Below are 4210 nucleotides of genomic sequence, written 5' to 3'. Positions count from 1 at the left end.
TCTCCTGGTCGAAAGTGGTGATGCATTCACCGCCTGAACCTACCTGCTCAAAGTGTCATAAACCTAGTCAGTAACTTGCGGTCGGGAACGGTTTGCGACCGCTATAGGTTGTCGTCGTCGACCCAGGCCTGCACCCCACGGGGCTGCTGAGGTTGTTGCGGTTGTTGCGGCTGCTGTGGTGTTTGTTGCGCTTGCTGTTGGCGGGCCTGGGCAACTGGATCCTGCCACGTTCCCGGCTGCTGGGCTGGCTGCGGGGCTGGCTGCTGCGTCGGAGCCGGCTGCACTGGCTGGCTCGTATTGGACTGCTGGTACTGCTGACCCGCAGCCCCAGCCGCTCCTGCCGCTCCTGCAGCTCCGGCTGCACCAGTTCCGCCACCACCCGCTGCGGGCTTACCGGAGAGCATGTCCAGGTAGGTGTCATCGCCGTCGAAAAGCGTCCTGGTGATGGCGGTCTTCGGGTTGAGACGACGGAGATCGTTGAGCTCCTGCAGCGGCTTGCGAAGATCATCGAAGTCTTCACCGAACTCGTCCGAGAGGTTATCGCGTGCGTCATTGATTGCGGTGCGCGCAGCCAGAAGCAATGCGCGGACGTCCTCAATTACCTTCGGCAACCGCTCAGGTCCGATGAGAATTAGTCCGAGGATAAAGAGGACAAGAATCTCGCCCCAGCCAACATTAGAAAACACGTTATACCACCTTAGTTACAGTGCACCTCGCATGCAGCATTGCGTGGCCAAATCCACCAAATCTGCTAAGTCCGCAGAAACCAGCCGAAACCGGCCGAAACCAGCGCCCCCTACTCCGGCGTGATCTTCGCCTCCAGCTCGGCTCCGTGACGAACGATCTTCAATACCGCCTCATTACCAGCGCCAACAGTCCACAGCGCCACCGTGAGCTCATCTGCGGACGATACCGCGCGGTCTCCCACAGCCGTAATCACGTCGCCTTCCTGCAGGCCTTCCCGGTCGGCAACACCTCCCGGCAGGATGCTGGCAATCTCGGCACCAGTCAGTGCGCCATTGGAAACCGTGCGCACTGTCACGCCAATCCCAGGATGAACCGGCTGCTCACCGGCAATGAGCTGCTCAGCGATGGCAACGGCTGAATTGATTGGAATCGCAAAGCCCAACCCCTGTGAGCCACCCGAGCTACTGAAAATCACCGTATTAATACCGATAATGGCACCGCGGATATCCACCAGCGGACCACCGGAGTTACCCGGGTTGATGGAGGCATCGGTCTGAATCGCATCGGCGTAGCCGTCCGTGTCAGTCCCTTCAGCGGCCAGGCGCACCGGCCGATTAAGCGCGGAGACAATTCCCGAGGTCACCGTGCCGCCGAGCCCCTGCGGCGAGCCCATCGCAATCACGGTGTCACCGACCGCAACCGCGTTGGAATCACCAAGTTGCGCCACAGTCAGCCCCGCAACATCTTCGACCTTAATTACAGCGAGGTCGGTCTTCGGGTCACGGCCAATAATCTTGGCCGGCACCTCTTTCAGCTTTCCGCCGTCCCAAAACGTTACGGAGACCTGCATATCCTGCCGATCCGCCACCGCCGAAACGACGTGGTTATTGGTCAAAATATGACCGTCACCATCAATGACAAACCCCGAGCCCACGCCCGAGACCTCACCGGCACTGACCGCAATCGACACCACCGCGGGACGAAGAGCCTCCGCCACCTTGCCGATCTCAGTCAAATCACCGTTGCCCGGCCGCCCCTCGATCTGCTGCAGCTCCACACGCTGGTAGTCCGAGCGGAAAGTCTTGCCAGCCCAACCGCCAACAAAGCCACCAACACCGCCAATGAGCAGCACCACGGCCGACGACGCCGCAATCACACGCCACGGCACCTCGCGGCCAAAAATCACTTCCCGCGCGCTGACGCGGGGAGCCGTCTTCGGGCGAGGCTTCTTTTTCGCTTCGGGTTTGCGGGCTGGACGCCCCGTCGTCATGCGTGACGACGAATCCTGCCACGGCGAATACTCTTGGGCGGTGGCACTGGTGTCGTCGTCAAGCTTCTGCCCTGGAGCACGCTGTAACCCGCCAGTTGCGGCGGCACGATCGGAGTCCGGGGCAAACGCGGAATCATCGAAAGAGCGATGTTTGCCCACTAGTGACTACCACCTTTACGAAAACCACGAACGATCTGCTCCAACGCAGCGCTCAGCGACTCCGGCGGACGGTGCGCGAGATGCCGCGCCGACCGATGGGACTCTGAGTCCTCGCAACTGCCTGCGAAATCAGCAATACGAGCGCGCAGCTCAGCTGGAATGTGCAAGGGCGCGCTATCACGCAGACGCTTGGCCGCCTGCCGCTGCTTCGCGACCTCCCGGCGACATTCCGGGCATGCCATCAGGTGCGCCTGCGCACGACGCTCAGCTACGACCGACAACTCGCCGTCAACAAAAGCGGCAATTGCCTCGGTGCCGAGATGCTCCGTTGACAAAAAACGCTTGTCATCGCCCTGCTGAATCACAGACTGCAGCACCTCCAGAAATCGCACCTATTTAACTAGCCCCACAATAGCCGCTCCCGCGGATTGAGTGCGGGAAATCTAGCCTGCGGTGACCGACTCCGGCAGCTCCTGTCGTTCCTTCTCCAGGCGCTCCAACGTCGCCCGCAAGCTGGAACGTGCCCGGTGAATACGCGAACGCACAGTGCCCATCTTGAGCCCAAGGGTGCTGGCAATTTCCTCGTAGGTCAGCCCCACCACATCACAGAGGACAACCACCGCGCGATAGTCCGGCTGCAGCTCAGCCAGCGCGATTTCCAAATCCGGGTCGAGCATCGCGTCATCGACGGCCTGCTCCGGGGTCTTCAGCGTACCCGGGACACGGTCGTAGTTCTCCGGCAACGCCTCCATCCGGATGACCTGCCGATGCCGGACCATATCCAAAAACAGGTTAGTGGTAATCCGATGCAGCCAGCCTTCAAAAGTGCCGGGACGGTATGACTTCAGCGAGCGGAACACACGCATGAATGTCTCCTGCGTCAGGTCTTCCGCGTCCTGCTGGTTACCAGTCAACCGATATGCGAGCCCATAAACACTATCCGCGTGGGCCTGAACCAGCTCCGACCACGACGGCATCTCCCCCACACCTGCGTCAAAAGCCGCGGTGCCGGACAGTTGCTCAGTTACGTCAGCGGACGCGGCGTCCTCGCGGCTGGCGCCTCCGCTGACTCGTTCGGACTTGACTCGTTCGGGCATGAAGTTCAGTGTTCCTTACCAACCTTAGGTTTGTAGTGACCTTACCCTGAAAATAGTTTGAGAGTCCAGACAAGTTTGAGGCTTGTTTACCCACCTAGTCCGGCACTGACCGGCGCGCCCCGCTACCCTGCCCGAAGTTTTTTCCTACGCTATAAAGCGTGTCCGAAACGAGTTCTTCTGCTACCCCGCTATCCGCACGTGACGCTATTGCACAGCACGTCAACAACACGACCGTAGTCTCCGAGGCCCTTGAAAGCGCCCGAGTGAGCGCTCGCGAATACGGAGTTGCCGTCCCCGATACGATGACCGGCGCCGCTTTGACCTCGCTCATGGCTCTGACCAGTGCCCGCCGCGACGGTCACCCTGCCGCTGTCATCGCATCGCCTGCGGCAGGCGTCGTCGGTTTGCACCTGGCCGCGGGTCTCGGCGATGACGGCGTTCTCACCTGCATCGACCCGGAGCTCGAGCACCAGTCTCTGGCGAAGTCCGCTTTCCGAGCCGCAGGCATCCGCCCCAACCGACAGCGCTTCCTGCCCTCGCAGCCACTGGAGGTCATGGATCGACTGGCCGCCGACTCCTACGACTTGGTCTACTTGGACGTCGCCCCGGCGATCCTCCGCGCCGCCCAGGAAAAGGCCTGGCCGCTGCTTCGCTCCGGTGGCGCGCTCGTCCTGACCGGCGCGCTCCTCGACGGCACTGTCGCTGACTCGTCACGCACTGACCGTGACACCGTCGCTGCCCGTGAAGCCGACGAATATATGCTCCAGCTTGACGACGCTTACGTGATGCGCCTACCTCTAGCAGCTGGCACCACTGTGCTGGTGAAGAAGTAGTTTTCTACTGTTGGCCGGCCGGCTAGCGGCAGCGGTGGGCCGAGCCGAGTTACTGACTGCGTTTATGACAGCGGCGGCGGGTCAAGCCAAGTTACTGACTGCGTTTATGACAAAAGTGACCCGGTAGGTTCAGGCGGTGAATGCATCACCACTTTCGACCAGGA

At 61.1% G+C, this 4210-nt stretch carries 5 protein-coding genes; 1 reads left to right on the top strand and 4 read right to left on the bottom strand.

The genetic code is table 11. The features are described 5' to 3' along the window. Window positions 1-101: 101 nt before the first annotated feature. The 4 genes from tatB to sigE all read right to left on the bottom strand — a co-directional run bounded on the left by tatB (window position 102) and on the right by sigE (window position 3213). Window positions 102-686, bottom strand: coding sequence for a Sec-independent protein translocase protein TatB (tatB, locus tag ADB02_RS00090; RefSeq protein WP_049189282.1), 585 nt, complete (start codon window positions 684-686; stop codon window positions 102-104). A 110-nt stretch (window positions 687-796) separates the two neighbouring features. Then, window positions 797-2116, bottom strand: coding sequence for a S1C family serine protease (locus tag ADB02_RS00085; protein ID WP_049189281.1), 1320 nt, complete (start codon window positions 2114-2116; stop codon window positions 797-799). After that, window positions 2116-2508 carry an anti-sigma factor family protein gene (locus ADB02_RS11080; RefSeq protein ID WP_053087264.1) on the bottom strand — a complete coding sequence of 131 codons (393 nt, stop codon included), beginning with the start codon at window positions 2506-2508 and terminating at the stop codon, window positions 2116-2118. The genes ADB02_RS00085 and ADB02_RS11080 overlap by 1 nt, the downstream gene beginning before the upstream one ends. Window positions 2509-2559: 51 nt before the next feature. Next, window positions 2560-3213 (bottom strand): RNA polymerase sigma factor SigE, encoded by a 654-nt coding sequence (gene sigE / locus ADB02_RS00075; protein WP_049171940.1) that lies wholly within the window; start codon window positions 3211-3213, stop codon window positions 2560-2562. Between the two features lie 158 nt (window positions 3214-3371). On the opposite strand from sigE, the gene ADB02_RS00070 reads away from it, so the two are divergent. After that, on the top strand, window positions 3372-4046 hold the full coding sequence (locus ADB02_RS00070) for an O-methyltransferase (RefSeq protein WP_049189280.1): 675 nt from the start codon (window positions 3372-3374) through the stop codon (window positions 4044-4046). Window positions 4047-4210 lie beyond the last annotated feature (164 nt).

Source organism: Corynebacterium sp. 212_CJEI (genome assembly GCF_001055915.1).
In the GTDB taxonomy this organism is placed as follows: Bacteria; Actinomycetota; Actinomycetes; order Mycobacteriales; family Mycobacteriaceae; genus Corynebacterium; species Corynebacterium jeikeium_D.
This window is presented reverse-complemented; position numbering and strand designations above follow the sequence as displayed.

What these genes read in the sequence shown, in the direction of transcription:
- sigE (WP_049171940.1), bottom strand. Translation starts at nt 3,213, where the DNA reads ATGCCCGAACGAGTCAAGTCCGAACGAGTCAGCGGAGGCGCCAGCCGC.